We start from the raw sequence: 19377 nt of genomic DNA, 5'->3' as shown, positions 1-19377 counted from the left end.
TCCCCGGCGCCCCCTTGACCGGACTCCGGCAGGGGTGGGCTACCTCCGCGGGTGCGGGGACGACAGCCGGATGGCCTCATGTACGGGGTGGTACGTCGAGCTACCCCCGCGGGTGCGGGGACGACCACCCCTGCGCCTTGTAGATGCGGTACCCCTCCGAGCTACCCCCGCGGGTGCGGGGACGACTGGCCGCGCGAGATGAGGTCGAGGATGGTCAGGGAGCTACCCCGCGGGTGCGGGGACGACACCATGTCCGCACCGCCGCCGATCCTGCGGTACGAGCTACCCCCGCGGGTGCGGGGACGACGTCGGCCTGCTGCTGCTCCTGGTGGGCGCGCAGGAGCTACCCCCGCGGGTGCGGGGACGACGTTCGGTATCCGATGGTCTTGCCGTGGCTGCGCGAGCTACCCCCGCGGGTGCGGGGACGACGGGACGAGGGCGACCATCACGCCGTCGTCGTTGGAGCTACCCCCGCGGGTGCAGGGACGACTCGAACTCCTGCCAGAGCCGCACCGCGTCCTCGGAGCTACCCCCGCGGGTGCGGGGACGACCGCGGAGCGGGTCGGCCGGCGTACCGGGAGGCGGAGCTACCCCCGCGGGTGCGGGGACGACGTAGATGCCGCGCGGCCCGTAGCGCAGGGTGTGGAGCTACCCCCGCGGGTGCGGGGACGACGCGCGGGTGAGTCCGTCGATCTGCTGGCCCAGGGAGCTACCCCCGCGGGTGCGGGGACGACACTCAGGACGGGGCCGCGGTGATGATCGGCGCGGAGCTACCCCCGCGGGTGCGGGGACGACCCGGCCGAGCTGCGCGCCGCAGCCGAAGCCGAGGGAGCTACCCCCGCGGGTGCGGGGACGACAACGCGGCCACCGACGCCTCGGGGTCGGGCGAGGAGCTACCCCCGCGGGTGCGGGGACGACCAGTCGCGCCCCTCCCGGATGAGCGCCTCGGGGGAGCTACCCCCGCGGGTGCGGGGACGACGGGCCCCTTCCGTTTCCGCAGGTCGGGGCCCCGGAGCTACCCCCGCGGGTGCGGGGACGACTAGGTGGAGAGCTGCCGCAGGAGTGCTGCCGCGGAGCTACCCCCGCGGGTGCGGGGACGACCCGATGACCGGCGTGAGGGTTTCCCCCAGGGTCGAGCTACCCCCGCGGGTGCGGGGACGACGCTCTCTCGGGCGGAGATAGCCCGGGAGCCGGGGAGCTACCCCCGCGGGTGCGGGGACGACCCTGCGCCGGACAACGCTGTGCGCCTGCTGGAGGAGCTACCCCCGCGGGTGCGGGGACGACATCTCTCAGCAGTCCGAGGCGCGGGCCGAGCGGGAGCTACCCCCGCGGGTGCGGGGACGACGCATGGTCACCCTCTGATCTCGAACCCCAGCTCGAGCTACCCCCGCGGGTGCGGGGACGACTTGGGTCGCTCGTCGCGTTGGTCGACCAGTCGAGAGCTACCCCCGCGGGTGCGGGGACGACGAATGCGTGGGAAGCGCATTCCAAGGGGCTGCAGAGCTACCCCCGCGGGTGCGGGGACGACGGTGAAGGTGCCCAAGCGGGTGTGGGGCAGCGGGAGCTACCCCCGCGGGTGCGGGGACGACTACCGCGCCGGTAGTACCGCTCCGCCGGGTTGAGAGCTACCCCCGCGGGTGCGGGGACGACCACCGGACGGCACGAGCCCACAGGGGTCAGGCGGAGCTACCCCCGCGGGTGCGGGGACGACCATCCTGCTGCGAAACCCCGACCCGGGTGCGCGGAGCTACCCCCGCGGGTGCGGGGACGACCTGGTGCAGCAGGGCAAGCCCGGCCAGTACCGGGAGCTACCCCCGCGGGTGCGGGGACGACAGCCAAAGCGGACTGATCACCTCGGGGCAAGAGGAGCTACCCCCGCGGGTGCGGGGACGACGGCCGCGCCCCCACCAGAGCCGCCCCCGCCCCGGAGCTACCCCCGCGGGTGCGGGGACGACCGTTTCGAGCAGCGGGTAGAGCGGCACTGGCCGGAGCTACCCCCGCGGGTGCGGGGACGACACTTCGTGACCTGCGGTGTTGTCAGGTGATCATGCCATTTTGCTTCACCTCGTTCGCGGGCCGCCAGGGCTGTCCGCTCTGGCGCGGACGGGCTATGAGGGTCAGGCCGTCGAAGTCGACGGGGGTCCAGCGGTCGCGGCCGGCGGTGCGGGCGGACCAGCCCTGTTCCGTGGCCGCCGGTTCGATCATGACGGCCTGGCCGTCGTGGATGCGCTCGGCGAGGACGCTCCAAAGGCGTTCACGGATCCGGGGATTGGGGTTGCCGACGTAGACGCCGGCGGCCACTTCGACGAACCAGCGGGTGAGGTGTCCCCGGAGCCCAGGTGGGGCCGCGATGAGCACGACCACGGTCGTCCCGGCGCTCACGGGGCCGTCCCCGCGGGGGTGGGGTCGGTGGGTTCCGGGATGACGTCGAGGTGGTGTGTGGCGCTCCAGTTGCGGCCGCCGCTGACGATGGTGTCGCCGTCGTCCCAGAGGGCGCCGAGGTCCTCGTCCGGCAGGTCGCCGCCGTCGGGGACGAGGAGTTGCTTGATGTCGGTGACGATGCGGGGCAGGAGTTTGCCCCGCACGGCGGCGTCCCGCAATGCGGTACGTGCGTCACGTTCCGAGGTGAGGCCCTGTGCGGCGAGGTCGAAGGCGAGGGGGATGGTGAACTCGGCCTTGTAGAGGTCGGCGATGTCCAGGACGAAGGAGAGGGCGTTGCCGGTGTGGACGAAGCCGAGGGCGGGGCTGGCGCCCAGTCCGGTGATTGCGGCGTGGCAGATGCCGTAGAGGGCGGAGTTGGCGGCGGACAGGAGCCGGTTGACGTCGTCGCCGGCGGCGAAGGCGTCACCGGGTTTGTAGTCGCGTTTGGTCCAGGGCACCCCGGTCCGCTCGGCGTGCTGGGCGTAGAGGCGGCGGATGCGGGTGCCCTCGCGGCCGCGGAGCTGCTGGAGGGTGAGGCCGGTGGTGTCTTCGTCGGGGAAGCGCATGTCGTACATGCGGCGGGCGACGGCGACGCGTTCCTTGGGGCGGGTGACGAGCCAGGCTTGGCGGAGTTGGAGTTGGGAGCTTCGGGCGGTGCTGGTGCCGGTGGCGTAGAGGCGGACCCCGTGTTCGCCGACCCAGCACACGGCGGTGCCGGAGTCGGCGAGCAGGGTGACGGCGGGGTGGGTGATGCGGCTGCCGGGGCCGATGAGGAGGACGGCGAGCCAGGCGGCCGGAACGTGGACGGTGCGCGCTTTGTTGATGAGGACGATGGCGTTGTCGTCGCGGTCGATGTGGCAGCGTTCGGCGTAGAGGCTGGAGATGCGGTCCTCGAGCCGGTGTACGTCTTGCGGTCCGGTCCGCCACCAGGGTTCAGCCACGTCCGGTCTCGTTGGTGTGGAGGGGGGCGAGGGTGAGCAGGCCCTGGCCGTAGCCCTTGGCGGGGCCGATGCCCTCGAGGAGGGTGGTGCGGAGGGCGGCGGGGTCGGTGACGGTCAGGCGTCCTTCGAAGGTGGCGGTGGACAGGGTGATGCGGGGTGCGTCGGGGTGCTTGCGGAAGCGCAGGATGTCGCGGTTGACGACGGATACCGCTGGCCCTGCCGTCGGCGGCTGCCCGTCGGCCTGCAGGCCGGGGGCGGGCGGGGCGGCGGTGGCGTCGGGGATGGCGAAGCCGTGGCGTTCGGCGCGTCCGAGGAGCCACCCGAGCTGCTGGGCGGCGGTGCGGTGGGCGACGCGGAAGCCGCGGGTTCTGGTGCCGTCGTCGGTGTGCTGTTTGAGGCGGGCGGTCTGTTGTTCGCTCGGTTTGGCGGGGCGCGGGATGGACTGGACGGGGTTGGCGGTGAGGCGGAAGGCGAACTCGCGGCCGAGGGCGATGCGTTCGAGGAGCGGACGGTAGTCGGCGATGAGCGGGGTGCCGCCGTCGGCTCCGGGCCAGCCGGCGTCGTCGACGAGGTGTTCCCAGGAAGGTCGGCTCTCGGTGAGGACAAGGACCTCGGCCCGGTGCTGGGTGTTGTTGTCCAGGCGCCACAGGACGCGTTCGGTGACGGGCTGCACGGCGAGTCCGGCGAGGATGGCGGCGTGCAGTCGGTGGGGGCTGGAGAGCAGGGAGACGGCGGCGCGGCGGCGCGGGTTCAGGGGGATCTTCGACAGGTAGGGCATGAGGTCACCAGCCCAGGAGGGCGAACGGGTCGTGGTCTGGGTGCCGGCCGGTGCCGGGGTTTGTCGTGTGGTCGGGTTGTGGGGCGTGGCCGGTGGGGACGGTGACCCACCGGTGGCGGACGGTGCGGCGGCTGAACTGGGTGCCGGTCTTGAGGTCGTAGGTGTTGGGGACGTCGACGGCGAGCTGGTCGCCGGCCGGGTCCTCCACTGTCGCCTCGAGGGAGACTTCGGTGCCGCGGATCTGGTTGCGGCGGTGGCGGGATGCCTGCCACGGCACCTCGGTCAGTGTCTGCTCCAGCGGTGCGTCGGGGCGCAGGCCGAGGCTGACGGGGCCGGTCGGCGGGCAGGAGCGGCGGCCCAGGGAGAGGGGGAATGCGGGGTGGCGTACCGCGTGTTCCAGGCTCTCGATCAGGGGTTTTGGGCCGCGGAGGGCGGCGACGAAGACGGCGTCTTGGAGGTAGAAGCGTTGGGTGACGCCGGTGTACTTGGCGGGGGTGGTCCGGGTCTGTCGGCCCTTGGCGTTGACCTTGGCGGACAGTAGGGGGCCGCCCCGGTAGTCGCTGTAGGTGTGGTAGTCCCGCAGCAGGGTGCCGGGCTGGTCGACGCGGACGCCGAGTTGCAGGCCGACCAGGTCGGTGAGGGAGGCCTCGCGGGTGCGGCCTTCGGCGGCGGCGAGGAGGCCGAGGATGCCGGACTTGGTGGGCTGGGGTCGGGTTTCGCGCCGGTTGTAGCGGGAGGGGCCGCCCCAGGACTGGAGCGGGGCGGCCAGCCGCAGCACGAGGGTCGCGTGGTCGGGTGTGGTCATCGGCTGTCGGCCTTCGCGGTGTCGGCGGGGGCGAGTTCTCCGGTGTTGAGCCATTCGCCGACCAGGGTGTCGACGGCGTCCAGCATCGTGGGGAAGGGCAGGGACGGACCGAATGCCTCGGTGACCTTGTCGCCTTCGGTGGTGTAGGTGGCCAGGATCCGCAGCGGCTCATTGCCCCAGGTGTCGCTCACCGTCTTCAGCTCGTCGGCCAGTCGCACGACGGATTCGGGGGCCAGGCCGGTGAGGCCGGTGACCGGTTCCTCATAGGCGGAGACCAGGTTGACCGGCTGGTCGGTGCGGGCGGTCAGTAGCACTAGGTGGGGCAGGGTGCGGTGGGCGAAGGAGTTCTGGTGTCCGGTGGGCATGGAGCGGGTGAACGCGTCGACGAACCGCACGGTCGCCTGGCGGGTCTCGTCGGTGTCGGTGAGGTTGTCGTGGAGCTGGTGCACGCCGAGGACGGCGTAGCGGTAGAGGGTGGAGGAGTTGAACTCGACGGTGCCGATCATGCCGGCGCCGTGGTCCTCGGTGTTCTCGTCGTCCACTGCGGTGTAGTAGTCGAACTCGGTGCGCACGGCGTGGGTGGACAGGGCGTGCGCCACCTGGACGGCGGCATCGACGTTCAGGGCGGGAAGGTCGGCGACCATGCGGCCGAACAGGGCGACCTCCGCCGGGTGCCCGGTGGACAACGTGGCGACGACCGGAAGCTTCTTGACCTCGTCGGCGAGTTCCTTGTCCGGCAGGGCGGCCAGTTCGGCGGCGCGGCCCTCCAGCATCGTCACCATGGCGTCGAGCTGCTTCTTGCCGAAGAACAGCAGGTAGGCGGACTGGTCGTCCTTCTTGGCCGACTTGGTGATGCCGAGCGGCTCCAGCAGTGCCGCGGTCAAGCGGTCGGCCTGGGCGGTCTCGAGCCCGGCGCCGTTCTCGGCGACCGGGCGGGCGAGACGCTTGGCGAGCAGCGTGGCGATCCGCTTGGTGCGGGTGGCCCGGTCGGCTTCCGCCACGTGCTGGGCGTACTCGGTGCGGGTGGCGCGCTTCCATGCCTGGGAGGAGACGCGGGCGCGGCGGGCACCGCCGTAGAGGGCCTGCTTCGGGGTGCCGGAGTCGTCCCGGTTCACGTTGGATGGCGGAAGGCTCTGCAGGATGTGGATTTCGAGGAACAGGTTGGGCTGGGCCATGGCAGAGACTCCTTGAAGATCTTCTGAGGGCATGGCGCGCCACCGGACCGGGGCGCGGAGGGGTGGAAGGGTTGAAGAGCGGCGCTGTCGCAGGGCCTTGCGAGCTTGTGGCGGAAGGCGTGCGGCAGGAGTGCCCGGCGGGGTGTCAGGAGGACGCAGCGGTGTGGAAGTCGCGGTCCCACTGCTGCCGGAAGCGGGTGGCGGCATCCGGGCGTCTGGGGTCGTCCCAGGTCCGCAGCGCCGTGCGCAGCAGGTCGTAGTCGAGGCCGATCCCGGCGCGGTTCAGCAGCGGGACGAGCGAGCGCAGGTGCATGGCGAGTTCATCGCCGTCGTCGGAGGTGAGCAGGACGCCGAAGCGCCGCTCCAAGGCCGCTTTGCCGGCCTTGCCCTCCCCGTCTTCCGCCTTCTTGGCCAGCAGGCCCGCAGCGGTGCCGGGGCTGGTGCCCCGGGCGTGCATCGGCCGGTGGTGCGTCTGTTGGTGACGGGCGAAGAGGGTGAGTGCGGTGTGCTCGGCTGCCAGGTCCCGGGTGAGGGACCCCTTGTCATGCCACTCGGACGCCATCCGCGTGCGGTGGAAGGGCCACATGGCAGGCACGGTGCCGGCGACCCGGCCGGTTCCGGAGCGCAGGGCCGCCAGTTCCGCACCGGCCTTGACGCTGCCGGGAGCGCACGTCGCCCAGTACGGGGCGGTATCGGCGTCCGGCGTGTCCTCGCCCTCGGTGGCGGGGGTGTTGGGGTCGGTGTACTGCAGGCCCCAGGACCGCAGCACCCGGTCCTGGCCGGGCCCGTCCCAGTCGGCCAGGTTGTGCAGCAGGCGCGTGTAGTCGATGCCGATGCCCGCCTGGCGCAGGAGAGGGACGAGCCGCTGCAGATGCTGGACCAGCTCGTGCAGGTCCTGTGCGGTTGCCGCCGCGATCAGCCGCCGCTCCACTGCGGCGTCCGACAGCTGCTCGCTCTGGCGCAGACGACGGCAGGCGGTGCCCAGGCCGACGCCCGGCCGGTGCACCGGCTCGGCCGCAGCGTGCTGGTGCAGCCCGAACAGCGTGAGCACGGCGTGTTCCGCGATGTAGAGGAGCGGCAGGCGGTCGGCGTCGTCCGGCAGACCAGTGCGGTGGGCGTGCCGGATGGCCGGGACGGTGCCGGCCTCGCGGCCGATACCTTCGCGCAGGGCGCGCAGGGTCCGGGTGACGTACTCGGAGAACCCCGAACGGCCCTCCGGGCCCCCGGTCGGCCAGTCCTGGGCCGCCTCCTGCCAGAAGAAGGAGAAGGCACGGCCGGCCTGGCGGGCATTCGGCGTGGTGGGCGTGGTGGTCATGCTGCGGCCGCCTCCTCGGGCTGGACGCGCCGCTCCTCAGCGGCCCGAGGCAGGATCTCGGCGAGCTTCGCGTGGAAGATGCCGACGGCCTTGCCGCTGCGGTACACGAACTCCTTGTCGCCCGTCTTCACGGTGCGGCCCACCACGGCGCGCGGCGGTGCCGCGGCCAGCAGGTTGTCGGCCTCGCGCACGGCGGCGATCCGCACGGACTGTTCCCAGGCGAGCTGCGCCCGCTCCAGAAGGTCCTCGTCTGCGCCGACGGTTTGCAGGCCGGCGAGCAGACGGCGCATGGTGGCGTCGAGGGCGTGCAGGAACTGCGCCGAGGGCCGGTTCCCCTTGTCGCGGGGCAGCGGATCGCCGCCGGACGCGCGGCGCAGGTCGTTGTTCAGACCGTCCAGGGCCCGCGCGGCATGATCGGCCTGAGCGGTGCACTCCAGGAGGGCAACACGCAGCCAGTCGTCCTCGGCGAGCAGAGCCGCCACCGGCAGGGGCAGCTCGTCACCGATGGCATTCTCGACGACGGCGGACTGGGTGCCGTACTCGAGGCCGGAGGTCTCCACACCCAGCGGATAGCCCTCCGGCAGCGCGCCGTCGGCCTGCAGGTCCCCGATCTGGCGCAGCAGGAGCGAGGTGTAGGGGCCGTCGCCCTCCTGGGGCAGCGTCATCGCCAGGAGGCTCCCCAGGCCCTGCCAGGCAGCGCGCCCGGAGGGGTGCCGGCGCGGGCGGCGGTGCGGCTGGCCCTTCTTCGGTTTGGCGGTGTGCTGCCAGGCGGTGTGCGGGTCGATCTCCGGGGTTTGCACCAGGCGGTCACCGGCGGACACGATCGCGCGGTGCACCCGCAGGCCGTGCTCTGTCTCACACGTGATCAGGCGGATCCGGCGGGCCTGGAAGGTCAGCAGGTCCAGCAGGCCGCCTGCCGGGCGATCCGACCAGGCCGGGCCGGCCGGGGACTTCCCTCCGAGAGAGTCCGGTCGTTCGTGCCACGCCCACTGCGGCCGGTCCGCCGGATCCAGCCCGTCGGGCAGGACCGGCGTATTCAACAGCAGCGTCTCGTACAGAGTGCGGCCGGTGGGGACGATGACACCGAGCTGGCCCAGCGGGCCCGTCGGATTACCGGTGGTCTTGCCCTTGTTCGCCTGCGGGTCCCCGACCGCCCCGGTCTTGATGGAGGCCGTGTCCCAGCAGTGCACGTGCAGCAGCCACAGCGCCGCCTCACCTGGCGTCAGCAGCAGCTCGTCGGCCTCACTCAGCGCGCTGAACAGCGGCACATTGTTGCCCGACGCCACCGACGGCACCAGCTGCGCCGCCGACTTCGTCTCTCCGTTCAACGCCGCCAGGCCCGCCACCTGCCCGAACGGCCGTTCATCGGCGAAAAGCCGGAAACGGTCGGCGTAGCGGGTCTTCAGATAGTGCGTCAGGCGCTCCAGCTCGTCGGCCGAGAACCGGCCGCGCTCGAACCGCTCGGCCCATTCCTGCCGGGACCGCGGCACACCGGTCGCGTCGAACACCACCGGCAGCAGCAGCTGCCGCAGCAGTGCCGGCAGCATCGTTGCCACCGGCACCTCGAGACGCCGCATCGTGTGCGCGCCGGCCAGCGCGTCCAAGAGGCCGACCTCGCGGGTCACGCCGGCGGCGTCGACCCCGGTCAGCCATGCACCGTGGACCAGGTCTCCCTCGACGTCCATGGCGGCTTCCCCCCTCCATGAGTCAACCCCACGTCCCCCCGGACGTGCGGGCCGGCGGACCCGCGCACCTCTCCCCAGAAGCGCAACGATCCGCCAGGCCGAACGTTTTCACACAATGTTCACTGCTTGCAACCGATTCTCACATATCTCCGAGGATGCTTGGAGCCGCAGCAAGAGCTGCGGCCCACGGCTGAGTAGGCTCTGCGACGGCGCGTGGAGCCTCCGCTTCCCCGAAGACGGGGGTGTTCCCGTTCAGTGCTTCACGTCGTCCCCGCACCCGCGGGGTTCAGGGCTCTCCAAGGCTCCACGCGCACCCCCGCTCAGCCACGTTCCAGGACGAGCCCGAGCAGGCCGTCGTACGAAACCCGGTCCCTGCCCAACAGCGCCGTGCCGTCCTCCCCCAGCACCAGGGCACGGGCGTACCGGAGCCAGGGCTGGCCCGCCCACCCCGGCAGCGCCGTCAGCCCGGCCTTTGCCGCCTGGGTCACGCGGGCCGGCAGGCGTACGGTGCCGCCCAGGAGCCGGTCGACCACCATGTCGTCGTCCACTTCGCCGTGCACGCCGATCCACGTCCCGTCATAAGCCCGGTACCCGTCGGCGGTCCGGCGGACGATCACAGCCTCGACGGTCCGGTCGCCGTCGCGGACCACGGCATCGAGCTCCTCCTCGGAGGCGGCCCGGCTGCCCGCGTAGTGGAGACCCTCCAAAGTGGGAGCCCCCCACTCGCGGGGGCGGGTCAACAAGAAGCCCTCGGCGTTCTTCTCGCGCTCGCTCTCCTTGGCCTGCCACGCCGCCCGGGCAGCCGCCTCGCCCCAGGCGGGCGGGCATAGCTCCGCCGTCCCATAGGCCCGGGCGACGAGACCGGGAACGTCCGCGGGAATGCTCCAGCCGGCCCCCGGCAGAGCAGCATCGCCATGCGTACCGGCCAGGGGGCCTGCGGTCTTTGTCACCAAGGCCGCAGCCCGCAGCAGCGACCACTCGCCATAGATCGCCTTCGACGCGGGCAGGAACCGCGGGGCCCCGTTCCCTCCCGGGGCCACGCCGGTCACCAGGACACGAGGCAGCCGGTGCCCCGCCGGACGGCGGGTACCGCTGTGGCGGTGGAGGCGGCCGATGCGCTGCAGCAGCAGATCGGTGGGGGCCAGGTCGGTGATCAGCACGTCCGCGTCCACGTCGAAGGACTGCTCGGCCAACTGCGTGGCGACCACCACCATCCGCTGTGGCCGGGCGTCCCCGGCCTGGGGCCCCATCAGACGCAGGCACGTCTGCGTCCGCTGCGCGCGGTGGGCCGAGCAGAGCCGTGCGTGGAGGAGATGGAGTTCACCGTCAAAGCCGCTGTCTTGCAGGGCCCGGTGGATGGCCTGGGCCCGGTCGACCTGGTTGACCACGACCAGGACCACGCCTCCGTCGGCGACCGCCTCCCGTACGGCTGCGGCGACCCGCACCCCGTCCGGGTCGGCGTCGGGCAGCCAGGCCAGCCGCACCGGAGCCGATTTTCTCCACGAGGGCACCGCCTCACGCGAACTCTCGGCAACCGGGAGCCCGTCCACGCCGTAGGCGACCGTGACACACGGGTAACCGGCCGGCTCCGGCACCGGCTGGCTCACGTCCGCCCGGCCGAGGACACCGGAAAGGTACGCATCGACGAAACCCTGCCGCTGCGCGGGCGGCAGCGTCGCCGACAGCAGCACCACCGGCACTCCTGCCTGCCCGAGCCACCGCAGCGCCTCGACGAGGAACTGCCGCATGTAGACGTCCGCGGCATGCACCTCGTCCACGATGACGACCTTGCCGACCAGGCCGGCGAACCGGAGCATCACGTGCCGGGTGCGCGTCGCCGCGTGCAGCAGATGATCGACCGTGCCGACGGCGAATGCGGTGAGCAGGCCACGCTTGCTGCCGAGGAACCAGTGGGCAGGACGGTCCGCCGCATCCCCGTGGTCCCGGCTGCCGGGCTGCTGCTGGGGCGGCATGCCGTAGTCGGCGTCCTCGTCGATCACTCCGAAGTCGTCCTCCGCCGGATCAAAGCCGGGACCCGCCCCGCCCCCGCCCGCCGGGCCCTCACCGTCGGGGCGCTGCTTTCCTTCCCAGATGGCCCGCCACCAGGCGTTGAACCGGCGCCGGCCGTGCAGCAGCGCGACCTGCGACTCGAGTTCGGGATCGAAGGTGCGTACCCACCGCAGGACCTGCTCGTACATCGGGTCGCTCGTCGCCTGGGTGGGCATGGCCACGAACACCCCGTCCAGGCCGAACCGCGCCGCCAGGACCTCCGCCGCGGCCAGCGCCGCCTTCGTCTTACCCTCGCCCATCGGCGCCTCGGCGACCATCAGCCCCGGCACCGGCAGCGACCACGCCCGCTGCACCAGCTCCCGCTGCGACGCCCGCGGCTGAACACCCAGCCGGACACTCAGCGGGTCCAGCCTGCTGCGGGGCAGCGCAAGATCGCGCCACCCACCCCGCAGCCGCAACCGTTCCCAGGCCGCCTCGGCGCGCCGCCGGGCCTCAGGAAACGAGACCAGGCCCGCGTCCGCCACACCCGTAAAGTGCCTGCTGTCACTGGCGATCCAGTCCGCCATGACGATCAGACCCGACAGCGCCAGCTGCTCCGCCTTCCGCAAGGCACCCGCCGGCCGCACATCCGCCAGATCGTCGAAGCCGACGGCACGGGTGAACACATCCACGACCGCGCGCTGAGCCTCCTCCCAGGCAGCACCCCGCCCCTGCACCTCCCGGTGCGAAGGCTTCAGCCCCCGCACCGACGGAAACGCGCCGTGGTGTCCGGCGATCAGCGGCCACACCCAGCCGGCGCTCTCCGCGCTGCCCCACTCCGCGACCAGGCGGGGCCTGAGCAGCGCGGCCCCGGCCACGTCATGGCGCCACCGCTTCTGCCGGTCGGCCGGCAGCCGCCCCCACGTCAGCCCCGCCGCCAGCACCGGCGCCGCCTCGGCCGCATCCACCGCCTGGAACGCCGGGCACGCCTTCCCGCAGTCGTGAATCCCGCAGATCCACATGAACCACAACCGGCCCCGGCCACCACTGACCTCGTCCATCCGCCGACGGAACCCAGCCGACAGGTAGTGGTCCCACATCACCCCCGCCACCGCCGCCGTGTCCAGCAGGTGACCGAGCAGCACATGCGTCCGCCCACCGTTGCGCGCCGCCGACTTCCCCCACAGCCGCGACACCCGCGCGATAGCCTCCGGCGACAGCCCCATCGCCCTCATCAGCTCAACGATCGAGCACTCACCGTCCACCGAACCCCCCAAGCATTTGGTGCCATCGGCACGATAAGCCCCGCCACTGACAATCACCCGGGGCGAGGAATCAGAGCCGAACCCAGGGGAATGAAAAACCTGGCTCTTGCTAGCATCACCGCAGCTCAACACGTGTCGTCCCCGCGCCTGCGGGGGTTGCTCGCTGCACACCGACCGCGCCCAGGCCCTCCTCATGTCGTCCCCGCGCCTGCGGGGGTTGCTCCGGGACTTCCTGCGGTACGGGGCGGAGCTGCACGTCGTCCCCGCGCCTGCGGGGGTTGCTCCCGGTTCTTCGGCTCGTCGTCGTCGGCCGCGGCGTCGTCCCCGCGCCTGCGGGGGTTGCTCCAGGAGCTTCCAGGTGAGCGGGCCGGGCAAACCGTCGTCCCCGCGCCTGCGGGGGTTGCTCACCCGTCCAGCAGCCTCGGGTGCTCGCCCAGGTGTCGTCCCCGCGCCTGCGGGGGTTGCTCGATCACCGGGCGGCCCAGGATGGTCATCGGCGGGTCGTCCCCGCGCCTGCGGGGGTTGCTCTCCTTTGGATGCGTGCTGGCTTCTCCTCTGCCGGTCGTCCCCGCGCCTGCGGGGGTTGCTCGTCCAGCCGTCGCGGACCTGAACCCCTTCGATGTCGTCCCCGCGCCTGCGGGGGTTGCTCGCTCGTCGAGAACATCCGCAGCGACGTCGCAGCGTCGTCCCCGCACCCGCGGGGGTTGCTCCGCGAACGCGTCACCCTGGTCGATGAGGAGGTCGTCGTCCCCGCACCCGCGGGGGTTGCTCCACCTTGGGCAGGTTCATGAACTTGCGCCGCACGTCGTCCCCGCACCCGCGGGGGTTGCTCCCCGTTCGCTGCGCTGCTGATCGGGGTGGGTGCGTCGTCCCCGCACCCGCGGGGGTTGCTCCCTCACGTTCGATGACGTCGTGAACCCCGCCGGGTCGTCCCCGCACCCGCGGGGGTTGCTCCTCGGCGGCGTCGCCGTGCGGCTGGGTGTGCCGGTCGTCCCCGCACCCGCGGGGGTTGCTCCGCGAGCGGGACGAGCTGCTCGCGCAGGACGAGGTCGTCCCCGCACCCGCGGGGGTTGCTTCCGATGACCAACACCCCGTGGACGGGCCCTTCGTCGTCCCCGCACCCGCGGGGGTAGCCCCAGGGCGTGTCACGCGGCGAACGTCGGCAGGGGGTCGTCCCCGCGCCTGCGGGGGTTGCTCCTGCGCGACCGCATCACCGCCGGCGCCGACGGAGTCGTCCCCGCGCCCGCGGGGGTTGCTCCCGCCCCAGTCCTTCGCCTTGACCGACCGCGGGGTCGTCCCCGCGCCCGCGGGGGTTGCTCCCGACGATCTACGGCATGGAGCTCAACCCGGGCGTCGTCCCCGCGCCTGCGGGGATGGTCCCTCCTCACAGCGGGAGTCCGGGCACAAGGGGGAGTGCCCCCGCGCCCGCGGGGGTGGCCCCGACTTCCACCGGGTAGGGCGTGTGCCGGATCTCGGGCTTGGCCAGCGCTTTGCTGCGCTGCCCGCCGTGAGAGCGTGGGACGAGAAAAGGCCCGCACCGGATCGGTGCGGGCCAAGTAGGACAGCCTGCCCAGCACTGACGCTCAGCAGGGTGCGAAATCCTGATGGCTTAAGACGGAATGACTTCGCCGAACCAGGGCGCCCCACAAGGCGCCTACCGAGACGCCTCACAGGACGTTCTGCAGGGCGCCTCATCCGGTGCCGGACACCGACCTTGGTCAAGGAGTCTGACCTGCTGGTCAAGGGGTCCGGTCAAGGGAGCCCCGGACGCCGACAACTTCCCTACGACACCCCTTCCGGTGTCACCGCGATGCCCGGCCCGAGGTTCCGCCGGCCTTTCCGGCCGGCCACGTCCTGGTGCTCGGCTTCCCCCAAGAGTGCACCCGGCTCGGCTCGTTCGACGGGCAGAAGCCGCAGGCTCGTGTCCGTCGTCGGTGTGCTCCTGGTGGTGCTCGGACCGGTTCCGAGGTGGCGTCGCGGAGTGCTCATGACGGGAGTCTGGGTCAACCGTTCTCCGTCGGGCAATACGTCGAGTCATCCGCAGCCTGCCCGGCGCCTGACACTCAGCCGGTGCGCGAGATCTTGATGGCTTGAGACGGACAGGACTCTGCCGCTGCGGCGATGCACGGATCACCGTCCGTGTGCTCATGTCCGGGAAGGACTTCCCCGAACCCATCGAGAGTAATTGTCATGACCTGTGGATCGGTGGCTACGTGCGGGGTCTGACTTTGGTGTCGTGGTGACCGCGCAGGAGTTCTCAGACGAGGCTCCCGAGGAAGTCCACGAGCGCGGTGTGCAGGATCTCGGGCTGTTCCAGGTGCAGGTCGTGGCCGGTGCCGGGGATGCTCATGGCCAGGGTGGCGGGTCGCTGCAGGAGCATTTCGTCGGCTTCCTGCGCGGGGATGAAGCTGGACTGGGCCAGGACGACCAGGGTGGGGCACGCGACCTGCCCCCACTCGTGCCGGAAGGAGCGCCGGGCGTTCTCCGCCAGCGAGCGGACCATCACGTCCCGGTCGAAGCGGGGCCACCATCCGCCCTCGCGTTCCTCCAGCCCGGCCGCCCAGCCTGCGCCGACCGGTCCGCCGCCGAGGAACGCGGCTGCCGCTTCGCGCGAGGAAAACGGGGTCGGCCATGAGTCGAGCCAGCCGCCGATGTCCGCGGGGCCGTTCGGGTTCGGACCGCCGGGGCCGGCCTCGACGAGCACGAGTGCGCGGACGCGCCCGGGATGCGCGGCGGCGGTGAGCATGGCGGTGTGCCCGCCCAGCGACTGGCCGACCAGGACGGGCCGCCGCAGCGCCAGCCGATCGGCAACGGCGATGATGTCGGCGACGTGGGCGGCGCGGGAGATGTCCCGCGGGTGGCGCTCGCTGGCGCCGTGCCCGCGCTGGTCGACCGCGACGACCCGATACCGGGAGCTCAAGCGCCGTGCCAGTACGTCCCATTCACCCGCGTGACCGGCCAGGCCGTGCAGCAGCACGAGGGGCTGTCCCGGCCCGCCCCAGTCCCGGCAGGCAAGCCGGACGCCGTCTCGCACCACCACGTGTTCAGACCATGCCACGCTGGAGCCCCCAGGGAATCGGCCGGCCTCGAGCATGCCGCAACCGCCTCGGGGCGCTCGACGAGCCGGCCGCGTTCGCAGCGGGCCCCGGCGCGGACGAGGGCGACGAGGTGGGGCACGTGCACGGCCCGCCGCCGGGCCTGGGCGGACTCGACGAGCTTGAAGACCATGGCGAGTGCGGCGGCCGCACTGTCGGCGCCCCGGACAGCGAAGAGCACACAGTCCCGGGAGCACGAACCCCAGGACTTCGCGCTGTAAGCACGACTGGTGTCTCAGCTGCTATCGCCATCCTGATCAGTCTCTGCGTCCGGGGCCTCGTGTGTGGCAGTCACTCCTGGGACGAGGCGATCGGTGTCCGACAGTTCAAGCGCGCGGTGAACTCCGGAGATGGGCGGGGGATCGTTGTCCGCCACGATGATCTGCAGGTCGTCGATGTGCTCGCGGGCAGCGGTAAGCAAGGTGGTGTACATCTTGCGTAGCCGTTCGAGATCGATGCCTTCGTGGCCGACGTTGTTGCTGATGCCGTCGATGATCAGGATGTTCGGGAGCGGAACGCTGTTGTCGCCGAGAGCGACGAGTTGGTGTGCGAGGACGTGCGCCACGTTGACGAGGACTTCCACTCCCTGGGACCCGAGGTCTGCGAAGGATCGGCCGTCAACGATGGGCAGGTATGTCTTGCGACTGATGTACGTGCCTGACGGTTCTTCGAACCGTGGGGTGTCGAAGGCACGGAGGATCATCTCGAATGCTGCGTCGAGTTTCCGCAATCGTTCTTGGACAGCAGGGTTGCTGTGCCGGGAAGCGTCGATGCTCGCGTTGAGAGATTCCTGTTCCTGCTCCAGTTCGGCGATGCGGCGCGCTTGCTTCTGGGAGCGCTCGTAAAGCGACAGGGCTTGTTCCAGGCTGATCAGACGTTCTTCAAGCCGGGCCTGTTCGGCGGCTGTGACGCGGATACGGTCGGTCTGATCGCTGACGAAGGCTGCCGTGGCTCGGTCCAGCTGTGCTCCGAGGTCGTTGCGGAGGCGGGCGTGGCCTGCGCGTGCGGCTTGGAGCTCTTCGATCCTTTTCGTGCTGCGTTCGATGAGCTGTTTGGTTTCCGACACCTGCTCGATGACCCGATCCTGCTCGCTGGCGAGGGATGACGGTGCCGCGGTCTGCGGAGGGGTCTGCAGGCACAGGCGGCAGGTGTCCTCGTCCCCGCGCTCTGGGACGCCGGATCCGCATCGGGGGCAGGTGTGGAACTCGAAGTCGTTGAGGAGCCGCTCCGCGACGAGTGCGCGGGTGAGGCGACGACTTTGGGCGATGAGCTGGTCGTGTAGCTCGCGCAGGTTGGCTACCGCAGCAGATTCCGCAGCGGTTGCCATGTCGATGCGTGCGAGTTCGGCTTCAGCGTCAGCAATCCGAGAGCGCAGGGTCACCGTGGAAGGGTCGGTGAGCTCACTCGTCAGATGCTGGTCCGCCGTGCGTGCCGCGCGGAGCTTGGCCTCGGTTGCCGTGCGCTGCACCTCCAGCTGGGCTTGTGAGCCGAAGGCTGTCTCAGCCAGGAGTCGTTCCAGGGTGACGGAGTCTGCGGTAAGGGCCTTGAGCTCCGTGGAGACTTCGCGAAGCCGTTCCCTGAGTCCGGTGGATTCGGGGTCATGGATGCCGTAGAGAATCTCGAAGACGTAGCGGCGTTTGATGTTCTTCGCGTAGTTGTCAGCGGTGCCGAAGACAGAAGCGTCGATCTCTTTCTGTCTCAGGACGCAGTACATGAGGTAGTCGCTTGCTGTTACGGGGACAAGCGGGCTCGTCTGGTCGGTGGGGGCTCGTGGCACTTTGATGCGGGGCAGGCCTAGGCGGTCGAGGAGCCAGTCGCGGAAGGTGTGGTCGTAGCCGGCCTGGAGTTCGCTGGCCGGCAGCCGCCAGGCTTCCTCCTGACCTCCGATCTCGGCGATGTCGACCTTGGCGGTAGTGGTGGTGACAAGGGGTCGGACGATGCGGAAGCGGCGGTCGCCGATGAGTACGGTGCCGGCCATGGTGCGGCCCCGGAGCTCGGGGACGACACTTACGTCGGCGCCGAGCAGGGCCCGAAGACAGCTGATCGTCGCCGTCTTCCCGCCGCTCATGGCGCCAGTGATGGCGTTCATCCCCGGCTCGAAACGGATGCGCCGGCTGGTTCCGACCAGGTGCAGTTCTTCGATCCGGATTCTCACAGCTGTGTCCCCCAGTCCGCCTCGACGATGTCGGGGAACGCTCGATAGATCAGGTCTTTCAGGGTGGTGCCGGTGAGGTTGAAGTGCCGGCGCAGGAGGCGGGCCCGATCACGTACGGGGCGCCAGCTTTCGGATTCGGCGAGGGCCTGCGCGACCGTTCTTCCGGCTGGCGTGGTGCGGTAGGTCGCGACTGCGTTCTCGTGCTTGGGTTCGATGAGACCCTTGCCCGTCAGAGCGCCTAAGAGGGCGTAGTAGGCGGGGTCCCAGGGGCCGTAGCGATAGCGGATCATGCTCTGCTCGATTGCTCCTGTCAGCCACGGGTCGTCGCCTGGGTCGGTGTCGGGTCGGCGCTCGGCCATCAGATGGTTGAAGTGCTCGGGGTAGCGCAGGAGAAAGTCGAGTTTGGCGAGCTTCATCCGGCCTTCGATGCCCTTGGATGCGGCTGTCTCGGAGAAGGCGTCGATGAGTATGAGAAGCCTGGCCTGCGCGTCGGCGGAGGGAGGCAGCTCGTTGGGATGGCCCGGGGGCGCGGTGGAGGGTGGGGCAACATCAGGCAGGAGACTCATGGGCGGTCCCCCAGTCGAAGCGGCATTCGTCGGAAATGGCGCACGCGCGGCCCATGAGAAGCACGCTGTCCCGGGCGTACAGGGGCCAGCGATCGTGGGTAGCGGCGCTCGTTTCGAGGGTGGTCTGAAGGCCGTCGAAGATGGCGTTCGCCGGGCGAGGGTCAGTGGCGTGGCTGCGGATGGTACGGCGCGCGACCAGCAGCAGCCGCTCGTCTAGGTCCGCCTCAATGGCCGGGTCAGCCGGCCACGTGCCCAGGGACTGCTGCTTCATACGGTGAATGTCGGCATGGGCGCGGACCATCTGAGCTTCCTGGATCACATCGTCCGTCGCCGCGCCACGGCGGAGTTTGCGGACCAGCGCTGTTTCAACCCCGCTGAGTCGCTGCGAGACATCGGTCAGCAGCACGTGGTCGGGGCGCAGCAAGCGCTGTTGAAGGTCAGCAACGGTGCTGGGCCCGATGCGCTTCCTCAGCAGTTTCGTAGGCAGGTCATGCACTGCTAGCTGCTCGGCCCACCGAGGACCCAGGCGACCCTGCATTGCCTCTCGGGTACGGCGCACGAGTTCGGTGTAGAGGCCGGTGATCTCCGCACCGGTCAAAGACGGGCCCAGCTCGTGGAGGAAGGCGGTGTTGCGTAACTCGATGTCCTCGCGTCTGGGCAGTTCCCGGATACGGACCAGGCCCAGGAAGGCAGAGACTTCTTTGACGTCAGCCTTCAGGTGGGCTGTCACCCGCTTCAAGCACCGCTCGTTGTCTGCCCCTCCTCCGTGTGCGAGAGCAGTAACGAGAGCGTCGGCGGGATCGAGGTAGCCCTCCAAACCGGCCGTGAGCCTGTATGAGAGCCCCTGGTCCTTCACCGTCCCGTACGTACGCCATAGGCTCTTTAGCGGGCCCTTGGCGAGAACGTCCGTGAGCGCCCAGGGTGTGGTCGTGTCCCGCGTCTTGATCTGCTGAAAATCCCAGAAAATACCGCCATTGAGGTCTTCTCGGCAACGTGACGGTTGCGGTGCGTGATGACGCCGGACGGCGGGATGGTGACTCGACGTCAGACATGAGTGAAGCCCCTGATAGGAACGGGTCTGCGAAGATCACGTTCCGTACAACCAGAGGCTCCACGTGGCGTCCAGTATCACCTACACCGCCGTGCTCGATGTCCGCAGGGCAACCGCCGAGCATCTCGCGAAGCTG

General features: G+C 70.8%; 12 protein-coding genes, 1 pseudogene and 2 CRISPR repeat arrays. All 13 genes and pseudogenes read right to left on the bottom strand.

The window, feature by feature from the left end:
* Positions 1-36 precede the first annotated feature (36 nt).
* Positions 37-2016: direct repeats of the CRISPR family, unit length 28 nt; unit sequence GAGCTACCCCCGCGGGTGCGGGGACGAC.
* 21 nt (positions 2017-2037) lie between these two features.
* Positions 2038-2382, bottom strand: coding sequence for a type I-E CRISPR-associated endoribonuclease Cas2e (gene cas2e / locus DIZ27_RS41275; protein ID WP_109383460.1), 345 nt, complete (start codon positions 2380-2382; stop codon positions 2038-2040).
* Positions 2379-3362 (bottom strand): type I-E CRISPR-associated endonuclease Cas1e, encoded by a 984-nt coding sequence (cas1e, locus tag DIZ27_RS41270; RefSeq protein WP_109383459.1) that lies wholly within the window; start codon positions 3360-3362, stop codon positions 2379-2381. The genes cas2e and cas1e overlap by 4 nt, the downstream gene beginning before the upstream one ends.
* Positions 3355-4140, bottom strand: a complete 786-nt coding sequence (gene cas6e / locus DIZ27_RS41265) for a type I-E CRISPR-associated protein Cas6/Cse3/CasE (protein WP_109383458.1) — start codon at positions 4138-4140, stop codon at positions 3355-3357. Before cas6e ends, cas1e begins: the two co-directional genes overlap by 8 nt.
* 4 nt (positions 4141-4144) lie before the next feature.
* A complete protein-coding gene (gene cas5e, locus DIZ27_RS41260; protein ID WP_109383457.1) occupies positions 4145-4945 on the bottom strand; it encodes a type I-E CRISPR-associated protein Cas5/CasD in 801 nt (266 codons plus the stop codon).
* Positions 4942-6120: a type I-E CRISPR-associated protein Cas7/Cse4/CasC gene (gene cas7e / locus DIZ27_RS41255; RefSeq protein ID WP_109383456.1), complete on the bottom strand. Its 1179-nt coding sequence runs from the start codon at positions 6118-6120 to the stop codon at positions 4942-4944. Before cas7e ends, cas5e begins: the two co-directional genes overlap by 4 nt.
* 145 nt (positions 6121-6265) lie before the next feature.
* Entirely contained in the window at positions 6266-7435 is a 1170-nt protein-coding gene (gene casB / locus DIZ27_RS41250; protein WP_109383455.1) for a type I-E CRISPR-associated protein Cse2/CasB, read from the bottom strand.
* Positions 7432-9120 carry a type I-E CRISPR-associated protein Cse1/CasA gene (casA, locus tag DIZ27_RS41245; protein ID WP_109383454.1) on the bottom strand — a complete coding sequence of 563 codons (1689 nt, stop codon included), beginning with the start codon at positions 9118-9120 and terminating at the stop codon, positions 7432-7434. The genes casB and casA overlap by 4 nt, the downstream gene beginning before the upstream one ends.
* Positions 9121-9440: 320 nt before the next feature.
* Positions 9441-12344: a CRISPR-associated helicase Cas3' gene (gene cas3, locus DIZ27_RS41240; protein ID WP_258308832.1), complete on the bottom strand. Its 2904-nt coding sequence runs from the start codon at positions 12342-12344 to the stop codon at positions 9441-9443.
* Positions 12345-12508: 164 nt separating this feature from the next.
* Positions 12509-13814: direct repeats of the CRISPR family, unit length 28 nt; unit sequence GTCGTCCCCGCGCCTGCGGGGGTTGCTC.
* 817 nt (positions 13815-14631) lie between these two features.
* A complete protein-coding gene (locus tag DIZ27_RS41235) occupies positions 14632-15432 on the bottom strand; it encodes an alpha/beta fold hydrolase (protein ID WP_181383956.1) in 801 nt (266 codons plus the stop codon).
* A 50-nt stretch (positions 15433-15482) separates the two neighbouring features.
* Positions 15483-15635: pseudogene (locus tag DIZ27_RS48080) on the bottom strand (IS256 family transposase); the annotation flags it as partial.
* A 69-nt stretch (positions 15636-15704) separates the two neighbouring features.
* Positions 15705-17624, bottom strand: a complete 1920-nt coding sequence (locus DIZ27_RS41225) for a hypothetical protein (RefSeq protein WP_109383451.1) — start codon at positions 17622-17624, stop codon at positions 15705-15707.
* On the bottom strand, positions 17621-18190 hold the full coding sequence (locus DIZ27_RS41220; RefSeq protein ID WP_109383450.1) for a hypothetical protein: 570 nt from the start codon (positions 18188-18190) through the stop codon (positions 17621-17623). Before DIZ27_RS41220 ends, DIZ27_RS41225 begins: the two co-directional genes overlap by 4 nt.
* Positions 18174-18920: a hypothetical protein gene (locus DIZ27_RS41215; protein ID WP_181383955.1), complete on the bottom strand. Its 747-nt coding sequence runs from the start codon at positions 18918-18920 to the stop codon at positions 18174-18176. The genes DIZ27_RS41220 and DIZ27_RS41215 overlap by 17 nt, the downstream gene beginning before the upstream one ends.
* Between the last annotated feature and the right edge of the window lie 457 nt (positions 18921-19377).

The organism is Streptomyces sp. NWU339, assembly GCF_003143855.1.
In the GTDB taxonomy this organism is placed as follows: domain Bacteria; phylum Actinomycetota; class Actinomycetes; order Streptomycetales; family Streptomycetaceae; genus Streptomyces.
Note: the sequence above shows the minus strand (reverse complement) of the source record. Positions and strands in the feature narration are given on the sequence as shown.

Coding starts and splice junctions, on each gene's coding strand:
- cas6e (WP_109383458.1), bottom strand. CDS start 4,140: ATGCCCTACCTGTCGAAGATCCCCCTGAACCCGCGCCGCCGCGCCGCC.
- cas5e (WP_109383457.1), bottom strand. CDS start 4,945: ATGACCACACCCGACCACGCGACCCTCGTGCTGCGGCTGGCCGCCCCG.
- cas7e (WP_109383456.1), bottom strand. CDS start 6,120: ATGGCCCAGCCCAACCTGTTCCTCGAAATCCACATCCTGCAGAGCCTT.
- casB (WP_109383455.1), bottom strand. CDS start 7,435: ATGACCACCACGCCCACCACGCCGAATGCCCGCCAGGCCGGCCGTGCC.
- casA (WP_109383454.1), bottom strand. CDS start 9,120: ATGGACGTCGAGGGAGACCTGGTCCACGGTGCATGGCTGACCGGGGTC.
- cas3 (WP_258308832.1), bottom strand. CDS start 12,344: ATGAGGGCGATGGGGCTGTCGCCGGAGGCTATCGCGCGGGTGTCGCGG.
- DIZ27_RS41220 (WP_109383450.1), bottom strand. CDS start 18,190: ATGAGTCTCCTGCCTGATGTTGCCCCACCCTCCACCGCGCCCCCGGGC.